Raw genomic sequence first — 24,465 nt, forward strand, 5'->3', positions numbered from 1 at the left:
GTGTAACTGCGGTCTGTCCCACAAGGCTTCAGTTTAGTTGGGGACAGAGACAAGCTCGCTTCGCGTAGCTGCGGTCTGTCTCCCACAAAGTTTCAATTATCGAGCGCGGTGCGGATTTCACATAAAAATTTTTGCGCTACCGGGCCCACCTGGTCCCGCGGCTGTTCATCAATCAACTGGATGATTTTGCTCCCGATGACCACCGCATCGGCGACCTGCCCGATGGTGCGGGCAGTGGCGGCATCGCGAATGCCAAAACCGACACCGACCGGCACCTGCACATGGGCCCGGATGCGCGGCAGCATCGCCTCGACGGCACCGGTGTCGAGCGCGCCCGATCCGGTGACACCCTTGAGCGAGACGTAGTACACATAGCCACTGGCCACCCGCGCGACCTGCTGCATGCGCTCGTCGGTACTGGTGGGGGCGAGCAAAAAGATCAGGTCCAGCCCCGCACTTTTGAGCTCGGCGGCAAAGGCCTCGCATTCTTCGGGCGGGTAATCGACGATCAGAACGCCGTCCACACCGGCTGCCGCAGCATCAAGCACAAAAGCACTCTTGCCGTCGTGGCGGTCATGCTTCTGGTTGTAGCGCTCCACTGGGTTGGCGTAGCCCATCAGCACCACCGGTGTGCTCGCATCCCGGGTGCGAAAGGTGCGCACCATGTCCAGCACCTGCACCATGCCAATGCCCGCGGCCAGTGCTTTGTCGCCGGCCTTTTGAATCACCGGGCCATCCGCACTGGGGTCGGAAAAGGGCACGCCCAGCTCGATCACATCGGCGCCGCCGGCGACAAACGCGTGCATCAACTCAGGCGTGATATCGGGAAAGGGGAAGCCTGCCGTGACATAGGGAATCAGGGCTTTGCGCCCTTGGGCCTTCAGGCCGGCGAAAGTGCGGGCGATGCGGCTCATTGGGCGACCTTCACAACTTGTTGGTTGGCGCTGGGCTGCGCGTTGTCTGCGCCTTTGACCGATTGGCCTTTGCAACTCGGGCGGCAATAAAAGTCGGCGTGGCTGAGGTCGGCCACGGTGCCGATGTCCTTGTCGCCGCGGCCCGACAGATTGACCAGGATCGACTGGTCGGGGCGCATGGTTTTCGCAAGCTTCATGGCATACGCCACGGCGTGGCTCGATTCGAGCGCCGGAATGATGCCTTCGGTGCGGCACAGGTAATGGAAGGCAGCCAACGCCTCCTGGTCGGTGATGCCGACGTATTCGGCGCGGCCGATGTCCTTGAGGAAGGCATGTTCCGGGCCGACGCCAGGGTAGTCCAGCCCGGCGCTGATGCTGTGGGTTTCGGTCACTTGCCCGTTGTCGTCTTGCAGCACGTAGGTGCGGTTGCCGTGCAGCACGCCCGGACTGCCACGTTGCAGGGACGCCGAGTGTTTGCCGCTGTCCATGCCAAGGCCGGCTGCCTCGACGCCGATCAGGCGTGTGGCTTCATGCGCAATATAGGGGTGAAAAATACCCATCGCGTTGGAGCCGCCGCCGACGCAAGCCACCACCGCATCGGGTTGCGTTGTATGGCACCCTGCGGCTTGCAGCATTTCGGGCATTTGCACCAGGCATTCCTTGCCGATGACGCTCTGAAAATCGCGCACCATCATCGGGTAGGGGTGTGGTCCGGCGACCGTGCCGATGATGTAAAAAGTGTTGTCCACGTTGGCCACCCAGTCGCGCATGGCCTCGTTCAAGGCATCTTTGAGGGTTCGGCTGCCGCTCTCGACCGGCACCACCGTGGCGCCCAGCAGATTCATGCGGTACACATTGGGGCTTTGCCGCTTGACGTCTTCACTGCCCATGTAGACCACGCATTCCAGACCGTAGCGGGCGCAGATGGTGGCCGTGGCCACGCCGTGCTGGCCGGCGCCGGTTTCGGCAATGACGCGCGGCTTGCCCATGCGTCTGGCCAGCATGGCCTGGCCGATGGTGTTGTTGATCTTGTGGGCGCCGGTGTGGTTCAGGTCTTCGCGCTTGAGAAAGATCTGCGCGCCGCCCTGTTCCCGGCTCATGCGATCGGCATGGTAAACCGGCGAAGGACGGCCGACGAAGTGGGCCAGCTCGTAGTTGAATTCGGCGACGAAGGCCGGGTCAAACTGGTACTTGGCGTAAGCCGCCTTGAGTTCGTTGATGGCATGCGTCAGCGTTTCGGAGACAAAGCTGCCGCCGTAAATGCCGAAGTGGCCACGCGGGTCGGGTTGTTGATACTCAAACATGTTTTGACATCTCTGCAAGTTGTTGGTCGGCGGCGCGCACGGCGGCGACAAACTGGTTGATCTTTTCGGGGTCTTTGATGCCCTTGTTGCCGGGGCCGGACACTTCCACCCCCGAGCTCACATCTACCGCCAGCGATCTACAGCGCGGGCGTACCTGCAGAATGCCCTCGATCACGTTGGCAGCGTTGAGCCCACCACTCAAGACGAGGTGAGCGTTGACGTTTGGAGGCAGTAGTGACCAATTGAATGTTTGACCGCCACCGCCGTAGCCCTCCACATGGGCATCGAGCAAAATGGCTTGGGCCTGAGAATAATCTAGAGCGAATTTTACGAGATCGAAGCTGCCAGCGGCGTCGCCCAGTGGAATACGTGCCGCACGCAAATAGGGGCGCGCACCTGACTGGGACGCCAGCCAACACTGCTCAGGTGTTTCGTCACCGTGAAATTGGGCTGTAGCCCCCGCTATGCTTGCGTAAGCAGCTGCTATTTTTGTAGCACTTTCGTTGACGAACAACAGCACCGGCGTGACAAAAGGGGGCAGTCGGCGCGCCAGCTCGGCAGCCCGCACGGGCGACACACAGCGCGGGCTTTGGGCATAAAGCACAAAACCGACGGCATCCGCGCCTGCGGCCACGGCGGCGTCGACATCCTGTTCGCGTGTCAGGCCGCAGATCTTGATCCGGGTCCGCTGTGCCAACTGGTTTTTGGGTAATGGCGTCTGGCTCATGGCAATCGATCAAAGGCAGGGGTGCGATCCGGCAAACCCCAGTGCGGCGCATAGCGCGGCCCCAGAAAATAGAGTCCGTGCGCGGAAAAGGTCGGCGCCGCAACATTGCGGTTGCGCGCCAGCAGCACCTCTTTGAGCCACTCGGGAGGTTTTTTGCCTTGGCCCACGGTAATCAGGCAACCCATGATGTTGCGGATCATGTGATGCAAAAAAGCGTTGGCCTCAAACTCAAAACGCCAGCAGGCACCATGGCGCGAGATGTCGAGGCGCTGCAGCATTTTGACTGGCGACAGCGCCTGGCAGGCCGATGCCCGAAACGAACTGAAGTCGTGCTCACCCAGCAAGTGGCTCGCCGCCTGCTGCATGGCCACCTGTTCCAGCGGTTTGAAAGTCCAACCGACCTGGCCCGCATCGATGCTGGGGCGCACTGGTGATTCCAGCAAAATATAGGCATAGCGGCGTGACAGCGCGCTGGCACGGCAATGAAATTCAGGGGGCACGGGCCTGGCCCACTCGACCGCAATGTCGCGCGGCAAGAGAGCATTGGTGCCCCGTACCCAGGAATTGGGGGCGCGATCAAGTGGGGTATCAAAATGAATCACCTGCATCAGGCCATGCACCCCCGCGTCTGTTCGACCTGCACACAGGGTAGAAACCCGGTGCGATGCCAATTTGCTCAGTGCCATTTCAAGCTGGTCCTGCACGGTTTGCCTCGACAACTGGCTTTGCCAGCCTTGGTAGGCTTGCCCGTTGTAGCTGACGCCGAGTGCCAGCCTCACAGTGAGTTCATGACGCGGTTCTCGGAGAATGCCTGACTGCGAAGTCGGGTCAGAGATTGCTCAGAGCGCGCTGCGCCTTGATCTTCATGTCGCCCGAGGCTTCCGAGATCACTTCTTCAATCAGCGCCCGCGCACCGTCCTCGTCACCAATTGCGCGGAATTCTTCTGCCAGTGCCAGCTTGGTGACCAGCGGGTCTTCATACCCGTGTGCGTTAGGCGTTGCGCTGGTTTCAGTTGGCGGTTCGTCCCCCAGATCAAGGGACAATGAGCCAAGGTCAAATTCCAGCATGCCTAAATCAGGAGCGGGAGGCGCTGGCGGCGCCGAATCGGGCAAGGGCACTGGGCCGGTGAGCCCAAAACTATTGGCGGCCTGCAGTTTGAAATCTTCGCTGTTCGCAGCCGGTTGGCCCTGGTCATTGTCTGCAGTATCCAGGTCGGGCAGCGAGAATTCGAAGGCATCGGGGCCATTGGCTGCGTCGGCCTTCGCAGCGGTCTCGGGGGCTGCAAAAGGTGCCGTGGCTTCGATCAGGTCAAAGTTCAGATCAAGTGCAGGGGGGGCGTCGGCCGCCTGCAGGCTGATGGTGGGTTCGGGGTAGCTTGCTTTGGTCTCGCTGATGGCGCTGACGGGTTCTTCGTCAAGCGAAAAGTCGAGGTCCAGATCGAGGTCTACCGCACCGCCGACCTGGGGCGTAACGACTTGTGTTGCCGGTGCATCCGTGCCGCCGGCAAGATTGCCGGTCTGGTCGAGAGGCATCGGACGAGATGGCGTGCCATCCAGATTGTTGGGCTGGCCACCGGGTTGGTACAGCGCATTGTTCGGGTCAATGCTCAGACCCAATTGGCAAATGCGCTCCCAGTCCGATCCCTCACCCTTGGTTATCTGGAAGGTCTGGGTGGCCATCTTTTCAAAGTTGTTGGCGTCACGGCGCTTGGCGAAAATTTCAAGCAACTTCTGATGGATCGCGAGACGTGCGGGGTTGCTGACCAAGGCGTCCTTCAAGATTTCCTCTGCCTGCAAATCACGCCCGTAGGCGAGGTAGACATCGGCTTCAGCGACGGGGTCAACATCGTCTACCGCATCAAGCTGGCTGGGCGAGTAGACCATGGACGAGCCAGTGGCCGCATTGTCACTGGTGTCGACACTTTCACCACCACTGGCACCAAAGAATGAGTCGGGCTGTAAACGACTGTCCAGAAATGAACTGTCGCCCGAGGCGACTTTCTTGTGCTGCCTTCTGCGGTAGAGTCCAAAGGCGACTAACAGGGCGATCAAGCCGAGGGCGCCGGACAGGGCCAGGGGACTATCGGTCAGATCATCAAGCGGGCCCGGTTCGGGCACAGAAGCGGGGGTGATCGCAGGCACTTTCTTGGCTACCGAAGCGGCTGGCGTTGGGGCGGAGGCTGCTGCGCCGACCCCAGGTGACGGAACAACTGCGTTTGCGGAAACTGCTGCGGACCCCGCTTGTGCCGAGGCTGTGACAGCGGCGGCGTTTGACGCAGCGTCCGGCGCGGCGGGCGATGCGGCGGATGCCGACAGAGCGGGTGCCACGACGCTCGAAGCGGCACCCAACTTGCCCAGATCACTGATGTTCTTGGCGATTTCAGTCGCCCGGTCGGCAGCCTCCTTGACATTGCGCTCCTTGGCCAGTTGAGCTTCAGCTGACGTTCCCTGAATAGCTCCTTTTGACAATGTCAATTTATCAGGTACTGCGGCGAGGGGTTTTTTCTCCTCAACTTTGGCCTGCACCGTGCCGCTCGCTGTGCGGTCTGCACTTGCGACCTGGGCGCTGGGCGCGGCGCCTGCCAGCTTTCTACGGAAGTCGTTGAAGTCCTTGCTTTGGGCAATGATGATCTGGCGGGCGTCTGCGGCAGGCGTGGCTTCTGCTTGCGCCGCGGTGGGGATGTTCACGACTGAACCAGCCTTGACGCGGTTGACGTTGTCGCCGATGAAGGCAGCCGGGTTGGCGCGCAGCAAGGCCACCAGCATCTGGTCCAGGGAGACGTTAGCTGGTTTTGTCGCCGTCGCTATTTTGCCGGCCGTGTCGCCGGGATTGACGGTTACTGAGTGGGCTTCGGTGTCCTGGGTTTTAACGACAGCAGGGCGTGTGATCGGCTTGACTGGGCTTTGACCGGGCTCAACCGCAGGCCCCGCGATCGGTCTCGAGGATGCAGGCGCAGCTGAAGCGGTCCGGCTGGCCGACGATGGGGCTGGAATTTGCGCCGGGACTTGAGCTGGGGTTGGTGCAGTGGCTGGCGCTTTGCGCAGACTGGGGGGATCAAACAAGAGGGTGTAGTCACGCACGATGCGACCGGTCGCCCAGTTGGCTACAAGAATCATGTCAACGAACGGATCGTTAATGGCCCGGTCGCTGCTCAAACGAAGATAGGCACGTCCGTCAGCACGTCTTTGAAGCGTGACCTGCATGGCCGCCATGGCAGGGTTGTACTCCAGCCCGGCAGCCCGAAAGGCTTCCGGTAATGCAATAGACGGCTTGAGCGATGCTGCCTCTTCTGCATTGATTTCCGGAACTTCAATTTCCGCACGCAAAGGCTCACCAAGCGCTGATTGGACGGAGATTCGACCCAGTGAAAGTGCTGTTGCATTCGATCCCCAGAGGCTGAAAAGCGCAGCAGCCGCAATTGCCATGGCAGTTTTTTGCCAACGATGAGACTTAGAAATCAATTTGTGGACTCCGGTGTTCGGGCGGCTGGGAAATTTGTCGTCATTATGTGAACAAATGCAGTGGTACTGAAAACGTGAAAAGCACCATAGCATCAATGCCCTGACCTGACAAGCCAAGCCAGCTCTTAACTTTGAATCATTGGCAGGCAAGGCAAACACATGTTGATTCTATGTTGTCGAGCGACAACGACCTGCTCTTTGTGCCGCTAGGGCAAACCCTTGGACGGCATTCAATCAGTGCTTAGGCGGCCAGCAAAATACGCAGCATGCGGCGCAGGGGCTCTGCGGCGCCCCATAGCAACTGGTCACCAATGGTGAACGCACCCACATATTGCGGACCCATGGCGAGTTTTCGGATGCGCCCAACCGGGATACCCAGTGTGCCGGTGACGGCCACCGGTGTCAGGTGTTGCACACTTGCTTCGCGCGTGTTGGGCACGACTTTGACCCAGTCGTTATCCGCCGCGATCATGGCTTCAATGTCGGCGGCAGGCACATCTTTTTTGAGCTTGAAGGTCAAGGCCTGGCTGTGGCAGCGCATGGCGCCCACGCGCACGCAAAAACCGTCAACCGGGGTCTCAGCCGTGCCAAAAGCGGCGCCCTGGCCCAGAATCTTGTTGGTCTCGGCGCCGCCCTTCCATTCTTCGCGGCTCATGCCGTTGCCGAGATCCTTGTCGATCCAGGGGATCAGGCTGCCGCCCAGCGGCACGCCGAAATTGGCCGTCTCGGCGCTCGTCAAGGACTGCTGTTTGTGCAGGACCCTGCGATCTATTTCCAGAATGGCGGACTTGGGGTCGTCCAGCATGTCTTTGACCTCCGCGTTCAGGGTGCCGAATTGGGTCAACAACTCACGCATGTGCTGCGCGCCGCCGCCGGATGCCGCCTGGTACGTCATGCTGGTCATCCACTCGACCAAGCCCGCCTTGTACAGCGCGCCAACCCCCATCAACATGCAGCTCACGGTGCAGTTGCCGCCAATCCAGTTGTTCCCACCCTTGGTGAGGGCATTCTGGATCACGGGCAGGTTGACCGGATCCAGGATGATGATGGCATCATCTTTCATGCGCAGAGTTGACGCGGCATCAATCCAGTGGCCCGACCATCCTGCAGCACGCAGTTTAGGAAAAACCTCAGTGGTGTAGTCGCCCCCTTGTGCACTGATGATGATGTCGCACTTTTTCAGCGCTTCAATGTCAAAAGCATCTTGGAGGGTGGTTTCGTTTTTAGCCAAAGCCGGGGCCTGTCCACCGGCATTGGAGGTTGAAAAGAAGACCGGTTCGATCAGATCGAAATCGCCTTCGGTCTGCATGCGGTCCATCAATACGGAACCCACCATGCCGCGCCAGCCTACCATGCCGACCAGATTGCCAATTTTCATCATGTTGCCCTTTCAGATGTTTGAAATACAGGAATTTCATCTGCCCGGCTCGTCTGGCCGGTGGGGCGCGACGAACCGGGCTGTGTCAGCCTTTAATGGTTGTCGTTTTGGTGGTTGCAGAGAAGATCAACACGCTCACGCGACAGGCGCCGCTCAACGGGAGCATTTCTGTCGGTTCGCGAATGAGCGTGTTGCGATGCATTTTTTGATTGTAAGCGAAACTATTTCAAGGCCTTTACCACCGCCGCGCCCATTTCAACCGTGCTGACTCGTGTCGTGCCCGTGCTGAAGATATCTGCGGTGCGCAGACCTTGCACCAGCACATCTTTGACGGCGGCCTCGATGCGCTGGGCAGCCACTTCCTGGTTCAGACTGAAGCGCAGCATCATGGCGGCGCTCAGAATGGTCGCCAACGGGTTGGCGACGCCTTTGCCGGCGATGTCTGGTGCGCTGCCGTGGCTGGGTTCGTACAGGCCTTGACTGCTGGCATTCAGGGACGCCGAAGGCAGCATGCCGATGGAGCCGGTGAGCATGGCGGCTTCGTCGCTCAAAATGTCGCCAAACAGGTTGCCGGTGACGACCACGTCAAATTTCTTGGGCGCGCGCACCAGTTGCATGGCGGCGTTGTCCACGTACATGTGGTCGAGTTCCACGTCCGGGTATTGCTGGCCGACTTCAGTGAGCACGTCGCGCCAGAACTGGAAGGTTTCCAGCACGTTGGCCTTGTCCACGCTGGTCACGCGTTTGCTGCGTTTGCGGGCCGCCTGAAACGCGACGTGGGCAATGCGCTCGATCTCGGGGCGTGAATAGCGCATGGTGTCAAACGCTTCCTCGGCACCGGGGAAATGGCCGTCCGTGGCGGTGCGGCGCCCGCGCGGCTGGCCGAAATAGATGTCGCCGGTCAGCTCGCGAATGATCAGGATGTCGAGGCCGGCAATCAGCTCGGGCTTGAGGCTCGATGCATCCACCAGTTGCTCGTAGCAGATGGCCGGGCGGAAGTTGGCAAACAGGCCCAGATTCTTGCGCAAGCCCAGAATCGCTTGCTCGGGCCGCAGCGGCCGGTCGAGCTTGTCGTATTTCCAGTCGCCGACCGCACCAAAAAGAACGGCATCGGCTTCTTTGGCCAGCTTGAGGGTGGCGTCCGGCAGGGGGTGGCCAAACGCTTCATAGGCGGCGCCGCCAACTAGCGCGGTTTCCATTTCAAGTTTGAGGTCGAGCGCGTTTAAAACCTTGACGGCTTCCGCCACGATCTCGGTACCAATGCCATCGCCTGGCAACACTGCAATTTTCATAATGAACCCGATTTGCTATTGAATTTATAGTTGCTTATGCAAGCAGAGTGCGCGCGAGCCATGGTTTTTGTGCTAAACGCTGGGCTTCAAAGGCCTTGATCTTGTCCGCCTGGCGCAAGGTCAGGCCAATGTCGTCAAAGCCGTTGAGCAGGCAGTATTTGCGAAACGCCTGCACCTCGAAAGGCAGTTCTTTTCCATCCGGCTTGATGATGACCTGGCGCTCCAGATCGATGGTCAGCGCATAGCCCGGGAAAGCTGCTGCCTCATCAAACAACTGGCTGACCTGGATTTCGCTCAGCACAATCGGCAGCAAGCCGTTTTTGAAGCTGTTGTTGAAAAAGATGTCGGCGTAACTCGGCGCAATGATGGCGCGAAAACCGTATTGATCAAGCGCCCACGGGGCGTGTTCCCGCGATGAGCCGCAGCCAAAGTTCTTGCGCGCCAGCAGAATGGACGCGCCTTGGTAGCGGGGCTGATTCAGCACAAAGTCCGGGTTGGGCTTGCGACTCTTGGGGTCCTGGCCGGGAAAGCCCGCATCCAGGTAGCGCCACTCGTCGAACAGGTTTTGGCCAAACCCGGTCTTGCGGATGGACTTCAGGAATTGCTTGGGAATGATGGCGTCGGTATCGACGTTTTCGCGGTCCATCGGGGCGACCAAGCCCTTGAGCAGGGTAAATTTTTGCATGTTGGTTTCCTTGGCCTGTCCGTTCAGACAAACTTCCTGACGTCCACAAAATGGCCGTGAATGGCGGCAGCAGCGGCCATGGCGGGGCTGACCAGGTGCGTGCGTCCGCCGGCGCCCTGGCGGCCCTCAAAATTGCGGTTGCTGGTGGACGCGCAGCGCTCACCGGGCTCCAGCCGGTCGGCATTCATGGCCAGGCACATCGAGCAGCCTGGTTCGCGCCACTCGAAGCCGGCCGCCTTGAAAATCTCATGCAAGCCTTCGCGCTCCGCCTGTTCCTTGACCAGGCCTGAGCCCGGAACCACCATGGCCAGCTTGACATTTTTGGCGACTTTTTGCCCCAATTTTTTAACCAGTGCGGCGGCCTCACGGATGTCTTCAATCCGGCTGTTGGTGCAGGAACCGATAAACACCTTGTCCACATGCAGGTCGTCAAGGGCTTTGCCTGGCTCCAATCCCATGTAGACCAGTGCGCGTTCGATGGCGCCGCGTTTGTTGGCGTCTTTTTCTTTGTCGGGATCGGGCACACGGCCGTCAATGCCCAGCACCATCTCAGGCGAGGTTCCCCAGGTGACCTGAGGAATGATCTGGGCGGCGTCGAGTTCAACAATGGCGTCGAAGTGGGCGTCGGCGTCAGAGTGCAAGGTCTTCCAGTACGCCACCGCCTGGTCCCATTCGACGGCAGCGGCCGTGTCGTTGGCGGCGTTGTGCCCCGGCGCCAGCGGCCGGCCCTTGACGTACTCGATGGTTTTTTCGTCCACTGCCACCAAGCCGGCACGCGCACCGGCTTCAATGGCCATATTACACACGGTCATGCGGCCTTCCATGCTCAAGGCACGAATGGCGGAGCCGCCAAATTCAATGGTGTAGCCGGTGCCGCCTGCGGTACCGATTTTGCCGATGATGGCCAGCACAATATCTTTGCCACTGCAGCCTCGCTGCAAGGTGCCATCGACCCGAATCAGCATGTTTTTTGCTTTTTTGGCCAGCAGGGTTTGCGTCGCCATGACGTGCTCGACCTCACTGGTGCCGATGCCATGGGCCAATGCGCCAAAGGCGCCGTGAGTGGACGTGTGCGAGTCACCACAAACGACCGTCATGCCTGGCAATGTGGCGCCATTCTCTGGCCCGATGACGTGGACGATGCCCTGGCGTTTTGACATGAACGGAAAATAGGCGGCCGCGCCGAATTCCTGCATATTGCTGTCCAGCGTCACGACCTGCTCTTTGCTGGTGGGGTCCGTGATGCCGTCATAGCCCAAGTCCCAGCCGGTGGTCGGCGTGTTGTGATCGGCCGTGGCTACGATAGAACTGACGCGCCACACCTTGCGGCCCGCCTGGCGCAGGCCTTCAAAGGCTTGTGGACTTGTGACCTCGTGCACCAGATGGCGGTCTATATACAAGATGGCCGTGCCGTCTTCTTCCGTATGGACAACATGTTCGTCCCAGAGTTTGTCGTACAGCGTGCGTCCGTGCGTTTCAATTTTTGTGCGGTCCATCGGCTTTTTCCTTAGCAATCAACAATTTTAAACGGCGCGGTAAAACCATTGCGCCTGACAGCAAAACGCCCGCCGGTGTTGCCATCCGGCGGGCGCTTCAGATGACAGGGTTTCAGCGTTTGGAAATCGGCAGAACATCCCGTTTGACAGAACCAGAGAACAGTTGACGCGGACGACCAATTTTGTATTCAGGGTCGCTGATCATCTCGTTAAGTTGGGCAATCCAGCCGACAGTGCGGGCCAGTGCGAAAACCCCGGTGAACATGTTGACTGGAATGCCGATGGCACGTTGCACGATACCCGAGTAGAAATCGACGTTGGGGTAGAGCTTGCGCGAGACAAAGTATTCGTCTTCCAGCGCAATCTTTTCCAGGGCCATGGCCAGCTTGAACAGAGGGTCATTTTCCAGGCCGAGCGCACCCAGAACCTCTTTGCAAGTTTCCTGCATCAGTTTGGCGCGTGGATCGTAGTTCTTGTAAACCCGGTGTCCAAAGCCCATCAGCTTGACGCCAGAATTCTTGTCCTTGACCTGTTCCATGAAATGACCAACTTTGGCGATGCCGCCCATTTGCTGGATCTCACCAAGCATGTTCAAACAAGCTTCGTTGGCGCCACCATGGGCCGGGCCCCACAGACAAGCCACGCCAGCTGCAATTGCCGCAAACGGGTTGGTTCCTGAACTGCCGCACAGTCGAACAGTGGAAGTAGATGCGTTTTGTTCGTGGTCTGCATGCAGGATAAAGATGCGATCCATGGCGCGTTCAATGATCGGATTGACCTTGTATTCTTCGCAGGGTGTGGCAAACATCATGCGCATGAAGTTGCCCGCATAGCTGAGGTCGTTCTGCGGATACATGTAAGGCTGGCCGACGCTGTATTTGTAGGCCATGGCCACCAGAGTCGGCATCTTGGCGATCAGCCGGATCGCCGAAATTTCACGATGCTCAGGGTTGTTGATATCGGTGCTGTCATGGTAGAACGCCGACAGGGCGCCGACCAGGCCGGTCATGATGGCCATCGGATGGGCGTCACGCCGAAAGCCGCGCAGGAAAAACTGCATCTGCTCGCTGACCATGGTGTGGTTGGTCACACGTTTGGTGAATACTTCCTTGCCTGCGGCATCCGGCAGGTTTCCGTACAGCAGCAAATGGCAGGTTTCCATGAAATCGCAGTTGGTGGCCAACTGCTCGATGGGATAGCCGCGGTACAGCAGTTCACCTTTGTCACCGTCAATGTAAGTGATGGCCGACTGGCACGAAGCCGTGGACAAGAAACCCGGATCATAGGTGAACATGCCGGTCTGACCGTACAACTTGCGAATGTCAATCACATCCGGTCCGACGGTGCCTTGGTACACCGGCAAGTCGATGCTGGGTTTGCCGTCGCTGAACGACAGGGTGGCTTTATTGTCAGCTAGTTTCATCTTTTACCTTTCAAGGGGTTTTTTCAACATACACAAAACTTCACGCACATCATCACGATCCAGGTCCACACTGACTTGCGCGCCAGCGATAACTTGCGCCAGCGATTTGCGCTCCAAATGCAGATCCAGAAGATCCTTGTCGCTCAGTTCCATCAAGGCGCTTAAACCCTGTCCTTGTCCAACCGTCAGGTTCGATTCAAAACGCCGAAAAAACCGCTCGATAAAAATGTCGTTTTCAAGCAGACCACGGCGACAACGCCATTTCAGTTTGCTCAGAGCCCGTTCATCGATTAGTTCTTTATCTGGTGCCATCGCGCTAGTTTCCATGCCAGGTCAAAGCGCGCGACGAACCATCATTTCCTTGATCTTGCCAATTGCCCTGGTCGGATTAAGGCTCTTCGGGCAAACATCGACGCAGTTCATGATGCTGGTGCAGCGGAACAGGCGATAGGGGTCTTCGAGGTTATCGAGCCGCTCACTCGTGGCCTCATCGCGACTGTCCGAGAGGAATCGGTAGGCTTGCAGCAAACCGGCCGGGCCGACAAATTTGTCCGGGTTCCACCAGAAAACTGGGCAACTGGTGGTACAGCTTGCGCACAAAATGCACTCATACAAGCCATTGAGTTCATCTCGCTCCTCGGGACTTTGCAGACGCTCTTTTTCTGGCGGCCGGGTCTCATTGATCAAATAGGGCTTGATCGAGTGGTACTGCTTGAAGAACAGCGTCATGTCGACAATCAGGTCACGCACCACGGGCAGGCCTGGTAACGGCTTAAGAACAATTTTGTCGGGCAAAGTCAACATATTGACCAGGCAAGCCAAACCGTTCTTGCCGTTGATGTTCATCGCGTCCGAGCCGCAAATGCCTTCGCGGCATGAACGCCGGTAAGAAATGGTGGGGTCCGTTGCTTTGAGTTTAGTCAAAACGTCAAGCAACATGCGTTCGCTGCCATCAAGCTCGACCTCGATGGTCTGCATATAGGGCTTGGCATCGGTGTCAGGGTTATAGCGGTAAATTTGTATAGTACGTTTAGCCATGATTTGCTTTCTTGTTCAGTTGGAGGCAGCGCTTGTGGTCTGTACTGCAAGTTATCAAAAGGTTCGGATCTTGGGCGGTACGGAGGCAACAGTCAGGGGTTTGAGGTTGACTGGCTTGTAGCTCAGACTGTTGGTGGCTTTGTCCCACAATGTGTGTTTGAGCCAATTGACATCGTCTCGTCCCAATGGACAGGTGGCGTCGTCAGCGGGACGGTCGTAATCCATCACGCTGTGAGCACCACGGCATTCATGCCGTGCCGCTGCCGACACCATGGTTGACTGAGCCACTTCAATCATGTTTTCCACTTCGAGTGCCTCGATGCGCTCAGTGTTGAAGATTTGCGACTTGTCGGTCAGCTTGATATCGGTGACGCGTTGGCGCAATTGGGCAATCTTGACGACGCCTTCGTCCATGCTCGCCTGGGTACGGAACACGCTGGCGTGCTGCTGCATGATGTCGCGCATGTCGCCAGCGACAACCTGCGCGTATTCTCCTGTCGTGGCCGTGTTGAGCCGGTCAAGGCGTTCGATGGAAATATCCGCGGCATTGGCCGGTATCGGCTTGTGTTCCGTGTTCTTGTTGTTGAAATCGATGATGTGCAGGCCTGCAGCACGGCCAAAAACCACGATGTCAAGCAAGGAGTTGGTGCCTAGTCGATTTGCGCCGTGCACGCTGACACAGGCACATTCGCCCACAGCGTACAGACCGTTGACGACTACCTGCGCCCCACTGCTGCTGGGCACAACGACCTGACCGCTGATATTGCTGGGAATGCCGCCCATCTGGTAATGGTTGGTCGGAATCACCGGGATCGGCTCTTTGGTGATGTCGACATTGGCAAAGTTGTGGCCGATTTCAAACACGCTGGGCAAGCGCAGCGCGATCGTCTCGGCACCCAGGTGCGTCATGTCCAGGTTGATGTAGTTCTTGTTCGGGCCGCAACCGCGTCCTTCCTTGATTTCCTGGTCCATGCAGCGCGACACAAAGTCGCGGGGCGCCAAGTCCTTCATGGTGGGTGCATAACGCTCCATGAAGCGCTCTCCATTGCTGTTGCGCAGAATCGCGCCTTCACCACGACAGCCTTCGGTGAGCAGGACGCCTGCGCCAGCCACGCCCGTGGGGTGAAACTGCCAGAACTCCATGTCTTGCAAAGGAATGCCGGCGCGAGCCGCCATCCCCAGCCCATCACCCGTATTGATGTAGGCGTTGGTCGATGCGGCAAAAATCCGACCGGCGCCACCTGACGCTATCATGACCGTCTTCGCCTGCAAAATGTAGACTTCACCGGTTTCCATCTCGAGTGCCGTGACGCCAACGACATCGCCATCGGCGTCGCGAATCAGATCCAGCGCCATCCACTCGACAAAGAAATTGGTTCGCGCCTTGACGTTTTGCTGATACAGCGTGTGCAGCATGGCATGACCTGTGCGGTCCGCCGCTGCGCAGGCGCGCCCAACTGGTTTTTCGCCATAGTTGCTGGAATGCCCCCCAAAAGGACGCTGGTAAATGGTGCCATCAGGATTGCGGTCAAACGGCATGCCGAAGTGTTCGAGTTCGTAAACCACTTTGGGCGCCTCGCGGCACATGAACTCAATCGCATCTTGGTCGCCCAACCAGTCCGACCCCTTGATGGTGTCGTAAAAGTGATAATGCCAGTTATCCTCGGCCATGTTGCCTAGGGCGGCGCCGATGCCGCCCTGTGCTGCAACGGTGTGAGATCGTGTCGGGAATACCTTGGACAGCACCGCGACGTTCAGGCCGGCATTGGCCAGTTGAAGCGAGGCGCTCATGCCAGCGCCGCCAGCACCGACGATAACGACGTCAAATTTGCGCTTGGTAATTTTGGAAGTAGCAGTCATGATTTATATTGAGTCTCGGTTTTTGGATGCAACAAGCCACAGCTTGCAGGCCATTTTTACGAACACACGGGGACGAATTTTTTGAACGTTTCTTACAGGCGCCACAAGACTTGAATGCCCCAGCCTGCGCAGCTGACCAGCCAGACGATGGCAAATACGTCCAGGACAAAGCGAACGCCATAGGGATGGACGTAGTCCTGGAAGATGTTACGCATGCCAACCCACACGTGGTAGAGCAGGGAGAGGATGACGGTAAAGGTCAAAGCCTTCATCCATTGCGGTGAAAAAATACCGGCCCATTGGGCATAGCCGATAGGGCCCTTGGTAAATATAAGCTCGGCCAGAACCAGCACGGTAAACAGCGCCATCAGGACAGCGGTCACACGTTGGGAAAGCCAGTCGCGCATACCGTAGTGAGCTCCGACAACAAGGCGATGAGGACCAAAATTAACAGACATGATTAGTTTCCTGGTTGTTTGGGGCAGCGCCGACGGGCTGACCCACAAAATTTAATAAAGGCCGAAAAGCTTGGCGCCAAGAATGACCGTCAGGCCCAGGGTGACAGCCATGACGAAGGCGGCTGACGATTTGCCGAATTCCTTGGTGGTGGCTTCGTGATGGGTATCCATCCACAGATGGCGAATACCGGCAAGGAAGTGGTGCAGGTAAGCCCAGATCAGCCCCAGGGCGACCAGCTTCCAGATGAAACCGGGCAAGCCCAGCATGCCAACATTGAAGGCGGACGTGAATTTGTCAAATGAGATTTCAGACGAAATCGAGTTGTCAAACATCCAGATGACGAAAGGCATCAAGAAGAACATGATGGCACCGCTAACGCGGTGCATTCCCGACACAATAGACGCGAGTGGCCATCGGTAACTGATGAGATCGCTGCCGCCAATGTTGTAGAACTCGGGACGTTTTTTTGCTGTGCTTGTCGCTGATTCAGACATACTTTGCTTTCTATGTTTTGGGTAACTGCTTTGTAACCGGTCTCGGCAGCTGCAAACATTCTATTGCAATGTTGAGGGTATACCCGCCCAAGCTGGCGACAGCTTGATCTGCAACAAAAGATGTGCTCACGATCCGTGCTTATTCATTGTTGTGATGGTCAGTCGTCCGATGGCGTGCGCCATGAAAAGTGTCGAAATTCATGGCTCATCCCAGGGTGTTGTGATAGTGATGCGTGTCAGTGCGGTAGTAGCCCCGGCGCAGCTCCATGGGTTCGTCCTGATAGGTGTAGGCAATCCGCTCCACACTCAACAAGGGCGTGCCGCGCTCTACCTTTAATAGCTTTTCACGACCTTCTGACGCTGGCTCGGCGCGAATTTTTTCTTCAGCACGCACCATGCGAACATTGAATTCTGTCTCGAACAACACGTACATCGGACCCTGGTAGTTGGCCAGTCGTTCAGCGGTCAGGCCTTTGAACGGAACGGCGGGTAGCCAGATATCTTCCAGAATGGTCGGCGTGCCGGCAAAGCTCAACACGCGGCGCGCCTGCAGCACCGGATCGCCCGTACGCAGTGCCAGGGCCCGAGCGATATCGGCGCTGGCGCGGGTGCGGCGACACGCGATGATGTCTCGTTGGGCCGGGCCTTCGCTGCCCGGTGGGCCGCTGTCGGGGACGAGTTTCAAGAACCGAAATTGCACTTGTTGCTCTGCATGGGTGGCCACAAAAGTACCCTTGCCTTGACGCCGTAGCAGCAGATTCTCTGCCGCCAGTTCATCAATGGCTTTGCGCACCGTGCCTTGGCTGACCCGAAAGCGTAGCGCCAGTTCCATTTCACTGGGAATCGCTTCGCCGGGTTTCCATTCGCCCGAGCGCAGGCTGTTCAGGATCAGGCTTTTGATCTGTTGGTACAGCGGGCTGAACGCCGGCGCGAGGGGCGCGGAAACAGCCCCCATGCTGCCAGCCAATGGAGAGGATGTGAGTTGCATATTGCAACACATCTTATCTTATATAAGACATAAGACAAAATTGACGACTCAGGGTTTTCCAGAGTAAACTTGCTGTCATTCTGAGGGGCTCATGCAACCCGTTTGAGCAGCCACCAGGTCCCGTTTCACAACACTGGAGTTCTCACTATGAGCAAAAAGCCCGTCCGCGTTGCCGTTACCGGCGCAGCTGGTCAAATTGGTTACGCTATTCTGTTCCGCATCGCCTCCGGCGAAATGTTGGGCAAGGACCAACCCGTGATTTTGCAATTGCTGGAGGTTCCGGTGGAGAAGGCACAGCAGGCGTTGCAAGGCGTCATGATGGAACTGCAAGATTGCGCGTTCCCGTTGCTGGCGGGTATGGAGGCGCACAGTGACCCCATGACGGCTTTCAAAGACGTTGACTACGCTTTGCTGATTGGTTCGCGTCCGCGCGGCCCCGGTATGGAGCGTGCCGAGTTGCTGGCTGTCAATGGCGCTATCTTTACCGCACAAGGCAAGGCGCTGAACGCCGTAGCGAGCCGCAATGTCAAGGTGTTGGTGGTTGGCAACCCGGCCAACACCAATGCTTATATTGCCATGAAGAGCGCGCCTGATCTGCCTGCCAAGAATTTCACCGCCATGCTGCGTCTGGATCACAACCGCGCCTTGAGCCAACTCGCCTCCAAGACCGGCAAAGCCGTGGCTGACATTGAAAAAATGGCAGTCTGGGGCAATCATTCACCCACCATGTACGCTGACTACCGTTTTGCCACCATCAATGGCGAAAGTGTCAAGGACATGATCAATGACCAGGACTGGAACGCCAACACCTTCCTGCCCACCGTGGGCAAGCGCGGCGCGGCCATCATTGCCGCCCGGGGTGTGTCGTCGGCCGCCTCCGCTGCCAATGCAGCCATTGACCACATGCGCGACTGGGCGCTGGGCACCAACGGCAAGTGGGTCACCATGGGCATCCCGTCGGACGGTCAATATGGCATTCCGAAAGAGACCATGTTTGGCTTTCCCGTGACCTGTGAAGGCGGTGAATACAAGGTGGTGCAAAACCTGCCCATCGACGCGTTCAGCCAGGAATGCATCAACAAGACGCTCAAAGAGCTGCAAGACGAGCAAGCGGGCGTGGCCCACCTGCTGTAAGAAAGTCTGCCGTCCCGGCGTTGGACCGTGATCCATGGCGGTGAGGCCCCGGTCGGGCTTTCGCAGCAACGGTTGCGAATCAAGCCCGGCACGGCAAGCGTTTCAATGCAACATCCCCGCGACATCCTCCACGGTGCCCAAGCCGTCACACTCTTGCCGGTGTGCGACCATTACTGCGGGGTCGAGGCGCTGATGATCAAGAGCCTGGCTTTGCAGGCTGAAATGTCTGCGGAGTTTGGCTCTTGTGTTTTTGATGTCACGCTCGATTGCGAGGACGGCGCGGCAACTGGCGATGAAAAAAAACATGCCAATCTTGTTGCTGCCCTCGTCAATCAAGCGTTGTCAGCTACTAAAAATATAGTGAGTGACAAGCTCCAGCGGGTTGCCGCACGGGTCCATCCGGTCGGACACCCGGCGTTTGAACAGGATGTGGACATCATTGTCGGTGGCGCGGCAGCAGGCTTGTGTCACTTGATGATTCCCAAGGTGGAGACGCGCGCTGACGTCGATCGGGCCGTGCAACGGGTGGATCAGGCAGCGGCACAATCCGGGCGAACCGTCCCGCTCCCTTTGCATGTATTGCTTGAGTCGCCTGCCGCGGTGCAGCACGCCTTCGAGATTGCGGCGCACCCGCGGGTTCAGTCACTCAGTTTTGGCTTGATGGACTTTGTGTCAAGCCACGGCGGCGCGATTCCTGCCAGTGCGATGGGCGTCGATGCCGACCCGGGTCGGCACAGCCTGGATCAGTTTACCCATCCGCTGGTACGACGGGCCAAGCTGGAAATCAGCGCCGCCTGCCATGCGCACGGCAAGGTGCCGTCGCACTGTGTGGTGACCGAGTTTAAAGACGGAGCGCTGCTGCAGTCGGCTGCCAGGCAAGCGGCGCGTGCTTTCGGCTTCACCCGCATGTGGAGTATTCATCCGGCGCAAATCCGGCCTATCCTGCAGGCTTTTGCACCGGAGGCGCAAGAGATTGAACTGGCTGCGAATATCATGCAGGCGGGCGGTCAGGCTGATTGGGCGCCGATCTCTTATGGCGGTAAATTGCACGACCGTGCCAGCTACCGTTATTTTTGGCAAGTGCTGCAGCGGGCCCACCAAACCGGCTGTCGTCTCCCGGCAGCAACTGATGTTTATTTTTCAGATTTTGTTTCGACGCCATGCCATTAACCAAGGTTACTCCAGTGAAAAAAAATATTCTTGCATCGGCCCTGTTGATCGCGCTGCCTTTGACCCTGCTGGCGCAAACGCCAGCCAAGGCGGTCCACAAGGCCAAGCGCTTGGCCCCGAGCCAGGTAGAAATCAAATCCAAGGCGGTTCAAATGGCCGCTGGTATCCGAGCCGCGGAAGCTGCCTTGAGCCCCGCCGAGCTGGCCATTGCAGCATTGATCTACCAAGGCAGCATGCCTTGTGAGCTGGGCGCTTCTGTCACCGTGACGGCCGACCCCAAAGCACCGGGTTATTTCGATCTGCAGATCAAGAACCTCAAATACCGCATGACGCCGGTCGTCACGAGCACTGGCGCCATCCGGTTGGAAGACCAGCAAGCCGGTGCCGTGTGGTTGCAGTTGTCCAACAAGTCCATGCTGATGAATCAAAAGCTCGGGCAAAGGCTGGCCGATGTCTGCATGAATCCTGAGCAGGTGATCGTGGCCGAGCGTCTGATCAAGAGTCCGGCCCCCAGCCTGCTTGATAAACCGATTGTTGTTGCCTCAGATCCAAAGCCGCCTGTCGCCGCGCCAAGTGTGGCCCCCAGCCTGCCTGATGCACCGATCGTTGTTGCCTCAGATCCAAAGCCGCCTGTCGCCGGGCCAGATCCGGTCCCTCAGCCTGCTCTATGCGCCGCTCCCAGTTACTGCTAAATAGATAGCGGGCAACGCAAGCCCGACAAGGGCTGGAGACATTTTTTTCATAAATAAGGAGTAAATCATGTTGAAAAACTACCGTGCCCACGTGGCCGAACGCGCCGCCCTCGGCATTCCCCCTTTGCCCTTGTCGGCCCAGCAGACCGCCGAACTCATCGAGCTGCTCAAAAATCCGCCCAAGGGTGAAGAAGCCACTCTGCTGGACCTGATCACGCACCGCGTGCCCGCCGGTGTTGACGACGCGGCCAAGGTCAAGGCCTCTTATTTGGCCGCCGTGGCGCATGGCACTGAAAAATGCCCGCTGATCTCGCCTGAAAAAGCTACCGAGCTGCTGGGCACCATGCTGGGCGGCTACAACATTAGCCCGCTGATCGATTTGCTGGATCAGCCGGCGGTGGCCCAGGTGGCGGCCAATGGGCTGAAAAAGACCTTGCTGATGTTCGACCAGTTCCATGATGTGCAGGAAAAAGCCGACAAAGGCAACGCACAAGCCAAAGCCGTGTTGCAAAGCTGGGCTGATGCCGAATGGTTCACCTCGCGCCCGGAAGTGCCGCAGTCGATCAAGCTCACTGTCTTCAAGGTGGCCGGCGAAATCAACACCGATGACCTGTCGCCGGCACCCGATGCCTTCAGCCGCCCGGACATTCCCTTGCACGCTTTGGCGATGCACAAAAATGCCCGCCCCGGCATCGTTCCCGAAGAAGACGGCAAGCGCGGCCCGGTCAAGTTTTTTGATGAACTCAAGGCCAAGGGCAACCTGGTGGCCTATGTGGGTGATGTGGTGGGCACGGGCTCCAGCCGCAAATCAGCCACCAATTCGGTGCTCTGGTTCACTGGCGAGGACATTCCGTTCGTGCCGAACAAGCGTTTCGGTGGTGTCTGTCTGGGCGGCAAGATCGCCCCGATTTTCTACAACACCATGGAAGACTCGGGCGCGTTGCCGATCGAGCTCGATGTGAGCCAGATGGCCATGGGCGACGTCATCGAGCTGCGCCCTTATGACGGTAAAGCCTTGAAAGACGGCAAGGTCGTGGCCGAGTTCAAACTCAAGAGCGACGTCTTGTTTGACGAGGTGCGCGCTGGTGGCCGCATTCCCTTGATCATCGGCCGCGGCCTGACCACCAAGGCGCGCGAAGCGCTGGGCTTGCCCGTGAGCACCTTGTTCCGCCTGCCGCAAAACCCGGCGGATACCGGCAAGGGTTTCAGCCTGGCGCAAAAAATTGTCGGCCGTGCCTGCGGTCTGCCAGAAGGTCAAGGCGTGCGTCCCGGCACTTACTGTGAGCCGAAAATGACCAGCGTGGGTTCGCAGGACACCACCGGTCCGATGACGCGCGACGAGTTGAAAGACCTGGCCTGCCTGGGCTTCAGTGCTGATCTGGTGATGCAGTCTTTCTGCCACACCGCGGCCTACCCGAAGCCGGTGGACGTGAAAATGCACCACGAACTGCCCGCCTTCATGAACAACCGCGGTGGCATTGCGCTGCGCCCAGGCGACGGCATCATTCACTCGTGGCTCAACCGCATGTTGTTGCCTGATACCGTGGGCACCGGCGGCGACAGCCACACCCGTTTCCCGATCGGCATCAGCTTCCCCGCCGGCTCCGGCCTGGTGGCGTTTGGCGCCGCCACCGGCGTCATGCCGCTGGACATGCCAGAGAGCGTGCTGGTGCGCTTCAAGGGCAAGATGCAGCCGGGCGTCACGCTGCGTGATCTGGTCAATGCCATTCCGCTCTATGCCATCAAGGCTGGGCTGTTGACGGTGGCCAAGCAGGGCAAGAAGAACGTATTCTCGGGCCGTATTCTGGAAATCGAAGGCCTGCCGGATCTCAAGGTGGAGCAGGCCTTTGAGCTTAGCGACGCTTCCGCCGAACGTAGCGCCGGTGGTTGCACTGTCAAGCTGAACAAAGAGCCCATCATTGAGTACATCAACAGCAATATCACGTTGCTCAAATGGATGATTGCGACCGGCTACCAAGATGCGCGCACCATCAACCGCCGCATCAAAGCCATGCAAGCCTGGCTCGCCAACCCGCAGTTGCTGGAGCGTGATGCTGATGCCGAGTACGCTGCCGTGATCGAGATCGATCTGGCCGACATTCATGAGCCCATCGTGGCTTGCCCGAACGACCCCGATGATGTGAAGACACTGTCTGAAGTTGCCGGCGCCAAGATCGAAGAAGTCTTCATCGGCTCGTGCATGACCAATATCGGTCACTTCCGCGCAGCCAGCAAGCTGCTGGAAAACAAGCGTGATATCCCGGTCAAATTGTGGGTCGCGCCGCCGACCAAGATGGATGCCAAGCAGTTGAGCGAAGAAGGCCATTACGGCGTGCTCGGCTCGGCCGGTGCGCGCATGGAAATGCCGGGCTGCAGTCTGTGCATGGGCAACCAGGCACAGGTCAAGGAAGGCGCTGTGGTGTTCTCCACGTCAACGCGCAACTTTCCGAACCGCTTGGGCAAGAACAGCAACGTCTACCTGGGCAGCGCGGAACTGGCGGCCATTTGTGCCAAGCTGGGGCGCATTCCGACCAAAGCCGAGTACATGGCCGACATGGGCGTGCTGACCGCAGCCAGCGACAAGGTTTACCAGTACCTGAACTTCGACAAGGTGCAAGACTACACCGACGCCGCAGCCTCCGTGGCAGAAAGTGTTGCCGCTTAAATCAACGGGTGGGGCGCTGCCAGGGTGCAGCGCCGGGCGTGATCAGTTATGAACGCCCGGAGCTGCCGCGGCGTCAATTACTCAGGATGATGTGCGCGATCAGGCCTGTGGCAATGGCAACCAACACATAGTCCGGCACCACCTGCACCCACTGCTGGCCGTACGGAGGCGGGCTCAGGTGGTATGAGCGGTAGTCCGTCACCACGTACTGGTGGTTGCGGTATTCGCGCGGAATGTAGCCGCCGCGCCTGAAGTCCGGGCCGCGTGCGCTGTAGTAACCGTTGCGGTCGTTTCGACGCACCTCGCCCTGGTCGAATCGGCGATCATCCTGCCTGTAGTAACGCTGTTCCGTACGGCGTTCATCATGGCGGCTGTAACGCCTCTGGTCACGCTGGCCGGCATGACGGGGGTCGGTCTCTTGAATCCGCACAGGCTCCTCACGCATACCGTGCCGGCCATTACCCTGTGCTGACGCGATTGCGCTAAACCCGAGGCTGGCGGCGGCAATGGCAAAAACAATGGCAGTGGATTTCATGCTCTATCTCCAGATCGTGAGTGAGCTTCCATGGTGCGCCTCCTTTGTGTCCTATGTGTCAATGGACGCGGGTTATTGTGCAACGAAAGGTAGCAAGGGGTGCCAGAGCCCGAGGTATTTCCGGGCTACGAGGCGCCTAGTGTCGCCGGACTGACGTCGCCTCAGATGCGGGCGGAACTCTCGTGCCGGTTCGCGGCGGCGAATAGATCGTCGGCAAAACGCGGGTCGCTGTCGATCTGCTCGACCGCAAAGGCGCGCAGTTCTTCTGCCTCCTCAAATGCAGTCTTGGCGGTCTGTGGCTGCCCCACGCTGATGAGCGATCCGGCGGCTGCCCACAGGGCCAGCGCCAGTCGATGGCCCGCAACGACCAGTCCGTGAAAGGCATCGCCCACGTTTGAGGGTTGCGCTGGTGCGAGGTTCAGAGAGTGCAGTGTTGAGGTTGTCATGGTAAATCCTCTGGATAAACGATTAATGCTGCACTGCAGTATAGGGTAAACCCTAGGTTTTGACCGGTGGTAGGGATATTGAAAGTTTCGGCGCAACCATTACGAACGCGGTTCAGTCCACAGCACGCCACCGGTGGCCCAGTTTTCGCGCTTGACGTCAGTGATCAAAATATCGACCGAGTCGGGGCTCCCGCCCAGCACTTCAACGGTGACGCGGGTGATTTCTGCCACCAGCTTTTTCTTCTGTTCGATGGTGCGACCTTCCATCATTTCGATGTGGTAAGTAGGCATGTTTTTCCTTGG

23 protein-coding genes are annotated in these 24,465 nt (G+C 58.4%); 4 read left to right on the plus strand and 19 right to left on the minus strand.

What is annotated here, in order from left to right; translation table 11 throughout:
- Positions 1-92: 92 nt before the first annotated feature.
- The 16 genes from trpA to RFER_RS09125 all read right to left on the minus strand — a co-directional run bounded on the left by trpA (position 93) and on the right by RFER_RS09125 (position 17,520).
- Positions 93-914 (minus strand): tryptophan synthase subunit alpha, encoded by an 822-nt coding sequence (gene trpA, locus RFER_RS09050; RefSeq protein ID WP_011464084.1) that lies wholly within the window; start codon positions 912-914, stop codon positions 93-95.
- Positions 911-2,218: a tryptophan synthase subunit beta gene (gene trpB, locus RFER_RS09055; RefSeq protein ID WP_011464085.1), complete on the minus strand. Its 1,308-nt coding sequence runs from the start codon at positions 2,216-2,218 to the stop codon at positions 911-913. Before trpB ends, trpA begins: the two co-directional genes overlap by 4 nt.
- Positions 2,211-2,945 (minus strand): phosphoribosylanthranilate isomerase, encoded by a 735-nt coding sequence (locus tag RFER_RS09060; protein WP_011464086.1) that lies wholly within the window; start codon positions 2,943-2,945, stop codon positions 2,211-2,213. The genes trpB and RFER_RS09060 overlap by 8 nt, the downstream gene beginning before the upstream one ends.
- Positions 2,942-3,724: a tRNA pseudouridine(38-40) synthase TruA gene (truA, locus tag RFER_RS09065; RefSeq protein ID WP_011464087.1), complete on the minus strand. Its 783-nt coding sequence runs from the start codon at positions 3,722-3,724 to the stop codon at positions 2,942-2,944. Before truA ends, RFER_RS09060 begins: the two co-directional genes overlap by 4 nt.
- Before the next feature lie 49 nt (positions 3,725-3,773).
- The gene (locus RFER_RS09070) at positions 3,774-6,272 is read right to left on the minus strand and encodes a FimV/HubP family polar landmark protein (protein WP_341799114.1); all 2,499 of its coding nucleotides are present in this window, start codon (positions 6,270-6,272) and stop codon (positions 3,774-3,776) included.
- A 376-nt stretch (positions 6,273-6,648) separates the two neighbouring features.
- A complete protein-coding gene (gene asd / locus RFER_RS09075; protein ID WP_011464089.1) occupies positions 6,649-7,788 on the minus strand; it encodes an aspartate-semialdehyde dehydrogenase in 1,140 nt (379 codons plus the stop codon).
- Positions 7,789-8,006: 218 nt separating this feature from the next.
- Positions 8,007-9,077: a 3-isopropylmalate dehydrogenase gene (gene leuB / locus RFER_RS09080; protein ID WP_011464090.1), complete on the minus strand. Its 1,071-nt coding sequence runs from the start codon at positions 9,075-9,077 to the stop codon at positions 8,007-8,009.
- A gap of 34 nt (positions 9,078-9,111) precedes the next feature.
- A complete protein-coding gene (gene leuD, locus RFER_RS09085) occupies positions 9,112-9,762 on the minus strand; it encodes a 3-isopropylmalate dehydratase small subunit (RefSeq protein WP_011464091.1) in 651 nt (216 codons plus the stop codon).
- Between the two features lie 23 nt (positions 9,763-9,785).
- Positions 9,786-11,258 carry a 3-isopropylmalate dehydratase large subunit gene (gene leuC / locus RFER_RS09090; protein ID WP_011464092.1) on the minus strand — a complete coding sequence of 491 codons (1,473 nt, stop codon included), beginning with the start codon at positions 11,256-11,258 and terminating at the stop codon, positions 9,786-9,788.
- A 112-nt stretch (positions 11,259-11,370) separates the two neighbouring features.
- A complete protein-coding gene (gene gltA, locus RFER_RS09095; RefSeq protein WP_011464093.1) occupies positions 11,371-12,681 on the minus strand; it encodes a citrate synthase in 1,311 nt (436 codons plus the stop codon).
- Positions 12,682-12,684: 3 nt separating this feature from the next.
- Entirely contained in the window at positions 12,685-12,993 is a 309-nt protein-coding gene (locus RFER_RS09100) for a succinate dehydrogenase assembly factor 2 (protein ID WP_041790468.1), read from the minus strand.
- 21 nt (positions 12,994-13,014) lie between these two features.
- Complete coding sequence (locus tag RFER_RS09105; protein ID WP_011464095.1) at positions 13,015-13,719, minus strand: succinate dehydrogenase iron-sulfur subunit; 705 nt, start codon at positions 13,717-13,719, stop codon at positions 13,015-13,017.
- Positions 13,720-13,773: 54 nt separating this feature from the next.
- Positions 13,774-15,579 carry a succinate dehydrogenase flavoprotein subunit gene (sdhA, locus tag RFER_RS09110; protein ID WP_011464096.1) on the minus strand — a complete coding sequence of 602 codons (1,806 nt, stop codon included), beginning with the start codon at positions 15,577-15,579 and terminating at the stop codon, positions 13,774-13,776.
- A 92-nt stretch (positions 15,580-15,671) separates the two neighbouring features.
- Entirely contained in the window at positions 15,672-16,037 is a 366-nt protein-coding gene (gene sdhD, locus RFER_RS09115; protein ID WP_011464097.1) for a succinate dehydrogenase, hydrophobic membrane anchor protein, read from the minus strand.
- A 51-nt stretch (positions 16,038-16,088) separates the two neighbouring features.
- Complete coding sequence (gene sdhC, locus RFER_RS09120; RefSeq protein WP_011464098.1) at positions 16,089-16,532, minus strand: succinate dehydrogenase, cytochrome b556 subunit; 444 nt, start codon at positions 16,530-16,532, stop codon at positions 16,089-16,091.
- Positions 16,533-16,737: 205 nt separating this feature from the next.
- The gene (locus RFER_RS09125) at positions 16,738-17,520 is read right to left on the minus strand and encodes a GntR family transcriptional regulator (RefSeq protein WP_041790471.1); all 783 of its coding nucleotides are present in this window, start codon (positions 17,518-17,520) and stop codon (positions 16,738-16,740) included.
- A gap of 147 nt (positions 17,521-17,667) precedes the next feature.
- On the opposite strand from RFER_RS09125, the gene RFER_RS09130 reads away from it, so the two are divergent.
- The 4 genes from RFER_RS09130 to acnB all read left to right on the plus strand — a co-directional run bounded on the left by RFER_RS09130 (position 17,668) and on the right by acnB (position 23,181).
- Complete coding sequence (locus RFER_RS09130) at positions 17,668-18,654, plus strand: malate dehydrogenase (protein WP_011464100.1); 987 nt, start codon at positions 17,668-17,670, stop codon at positions 18,652-18,654.
- 105 nt (positions 18,655-18,759) lie between these two features.
- Positions 18,760-19,824 (plus strand): HpcH/HpaI aldolase/citrate lyase family protein, encoded by a 1,065-nt coding sequence (locus tag RFER_RS09135; protein ID WP_011464101.1) that lies wholly within the window; start codon positions 18,760-18,762, stop codon positions 19,822-19,824.
- Between the two features lie 14 nt (positions 19,825-19,838).
- Positions 19,839-20,516: a hypothetical protein gene (locus RFER_RS09140; RefSeq protein WP_341799115.1), complete on the plus strand. Its 678-nt coding sequence runs from the start codon at positions 19,839-19,841 to the stop codon at positions 20,514-20,516.
- A gap of 67 nt (positions 20,517-20,583) precedes the next feature.
- A complete protein-coding gene (acnB, locus tag RFER_RS09145) occupies positions 20,584-23,181 on the plus strand; it encodes a bifunctional aconitate hydratase 2/2-methylisocitrate dehydratase (RefSeq protein ID WP_011464103.1) in 2,598 nt (865 codons plus the stop codon).
- A gap of 73 nt (positions 23,182-23,254) precedes the next feature.
- Here the strand turns inward: acnB and RFER_RS09150 are convergent, their stop codons facing one another.
- The 3 genes from RFER_RS09150 to RFER_RS09160 form a co-directional block, all read right to left on the minus strand.
- Positions 23,255-23,716 (minus strand): RcnB family protein, encoded by a 462-nt coding sequence (locus tag RFER_RS09150; RefSeq protein WP_011464104.1) that lies wholly within the window; start codon positions 23,714-23,716, stop codon positions 23,255-23,257.
- Positions 23,717-23,877: 161 nt separating this feature from the next.
- Positions 23,878-24,162 carry a hypothetical protein gene (locus RFER_RS09155; protein WP_011464105.1) on the minus strand — a complete coding sequence of 95 codons (285 nt, stop codon included), beginning with the start codon at positions 24,160-24,162 and terminating at the stop codon, positions 23,878-23,880.
- A gap of 99 nt (positions 24,163-24,261) precedes the next feature.
- The gene (locus RFER_RS09160) at positions 24,262-24,453 is read right to left on the minus strand and encodes a 4-oxalocrotonate tautomerase (protein WP_011464106.1); all 192 of its coding nucleotides are present in this window, start codon (positions 24,451-24,453) and stop codon (positions 24,262-24,264) included.
- Positions 24,454-24,465 lie beyond the last annotated feature (12 nt).

The sequence above is a fragment of the Rhodoferax ferrireducens T118 genome (genome assembly GCF_000013605.1).
Classification (GTDB): Bacteria; Pseudomonadota; Gammaproteobacteria; order Burkholderiales; family Burkholderiaceae_C; genus Rhodoferax; species Rhodoferax ferrireducens.

What these genes read in the sequence shown, in the direction of transcription:
- trpA (WP_011464084.1), bottom strand. Translation starts at nt 914, where the DNA reads ATGAGCCGCATCGCCCGCACTTTCGCCGGCCTGAAGGCCCAAGGGCGC.
- trpB (WP_011464085.1), bottom strand. Translation starts at nt 2,218, where the DNA reads ATGTTTGAGTATCAACAACCCGACCCGCGTGGCCACTTCGGCATTTAC.
- RFER_RS09060 (WP_011464086.1), bottom strand. Translation starts at nt 2,945, where the DNA reads ATGAGCCAGACGCCATTACCCAAAAACCAGTTGGCACAGCGGACCCGG.
- asd (WP_011464089.1), bottom strand. Translation starts at nt 7,788, where the DNA reads ATGATGAAAATTGGCAATCTGGTCGGCATGGTAGGCTGGCGCGGCATG.
- leuB (WP_011464090.1), bottom strand. Translation starts at nt 9,077, where the DNA reads ATGAAAATTGCAGTGTTGCCAGGCGATGGCATTGGTACCGAGATCGTG.
- leuD (WP_011464091.1), bottom strand. Translation starts at nt 9,762, where the DNA reads ATGCAAAAATTTACCCTGCTCAAGGGCTTGGTCGCCCCGATGGACCGC.
- leuC (WP_011464092.1), bottom strand. Translation starts at nt 11,258, where the DNA reads ATGGACCGCACAAAAATTGAAACGCACGGACGCACGCTGTACGACAAA.
- gltA (WP_011464093.1), bottom strand. Translation starts at nt 12,681, where the DNA reads ATGAAACTAGCTGACAATAAAGCCACCCTGTCGTTCAGCGACGGCAAA.
- RFER_RS09100 (WP_041790468.1), bottom strand. Translation starts at nt 12,993, where the DNA reads ATGGCACCAGATAAAGAACTAATCGATGAACGGGCTCTGAGCAAACTG.
- RFER_RS09105 (WP_011464095.1), bottom strand. Translation starts at nt 13,719, where the DNA reads ATGGCTAAACGTACTATACAAATTTACCGCTATAACCCTGACACCGAT.
- sdhA (WP_011464096.1), bottom strand. Translation starts at nt 15,579, where the DNA reads ATGACTGCTACTTCCAAAATTACCAAGCGCAAATTTGACGTCGTTATC.
- sdhD (WP_011464097.1), bottom strand. Translation starts at nt 16,037, where the DNA reads ATGTCTGTTAATTTTGGTCCTCATCGCCTTGTTGTCGGAGCTCACTAC.
- sdhC (WP_011464098.1), bottom strand. Translation starts at nt 16,532, where the DNA reads ATGTCTGAATCAGCGACAAGCACAGCAAAAAAACGTCCCGAGTTCTAC.
- RFER_RS09125 (WP_041790471.1), bottom strand. Translation starts at nt 17,520, where the DNA reads ATGCAACTCACATCCTCTCCATTGGCTGGCAGCATGGGGGCTGTTTCC.
- RFER_RS09130 (WP_011464100.1), top strand. Translation starts at nt 17,668, where the DNA reads ATGAGCAAAAAGCCCGTCCGCGTTGCCGTTACCGGCGCAGCTGGTCAA.
- RFER_RS09135 (WP_011464101.1), top strand. Translation starts at nt 18,760, where the DNA reads ATGCAACATCCCCGCGACATCCTCCACGGTGCCCAAGCCGTCACACTC.
- acnB (WP_011464103.1), top strand. Translation starts at nt 20,584, where the DNA reads ATGTTGAAAAACTACCGTGCCCACGTGGCCGAACGCGCCGCCCTCGGC.
- RFER_RS09150 (WP_011464104.1), bottom strand. Translation starts at nt 23,716, where the DNA reads ATGAAATCCACTGCCATTGTTTTTGCCATTGCCGCCGCCAGCCTCGGG.
- RFER_RS09155 (WP_011464105.1), bottom strand. Translation starts at nt 24,162, where the DNA reads ATGACAACCTCAACACTGCACTCTCTGAACCTCGCACCAGCGCAACCC.
- RFER_RS09160 (WP_011464106.1), bottom strand. Translation starts at nt 24,453, where the DNA reads ATGCCTACTTACCACATCGAAATGATGGAAGGTCGCACCATCGAACAG.